The sequence below is a fragment of the Bradyrhizobium sp. 23AC genome (assembly GCF_054863025.1).
On record NZ_JAVAYN010000117.1, the window covers coordinates 1 to 278 of the forward strand.

1 protein-coding gene is annotated in these 278 nt (G+C 59.0%); it reads left to right on the forward strand.

All coding sequences use genetic code 11. The annotated features are described in order from the left end of the window. A partial coding sequence (locus RAD10_RS41710) for a hypothetical protein (protein WP_461622007.1) occupies positions 1–231 on the forward strand: 231 nt, incomplete at its 5' end. Between the last annotated feature and the right edge of the window lie 47 nt (positions 232–278).

Consider the following 278-nt stretch of genomic DNA (forward strand, 5'->3'; position numbering starts at 1 on the left):
CACCTGTGCTTGCGCCAGGATATCGTCGACGCGGTACGCGAAGGGCAATTCCATCTGTGGGCGGTAGAGAGCGCGGCGGAAGCCTTGCCTTTGCTCACAGGTTGCCTCTACTCTGACGAACAACAGCCGAATTTGTTGGCGGCCATTCAGGAACGGATTGCGCAGGTGAGCCTGCAGGAACGCCGCCGTCCGTGGCCGCTACGCTGGCTCAACTGGTTCAACCACGGCTGATCGGACTTGTTCAGCGTACACGTGTTAGCTAACCTGCGTCCTTCATT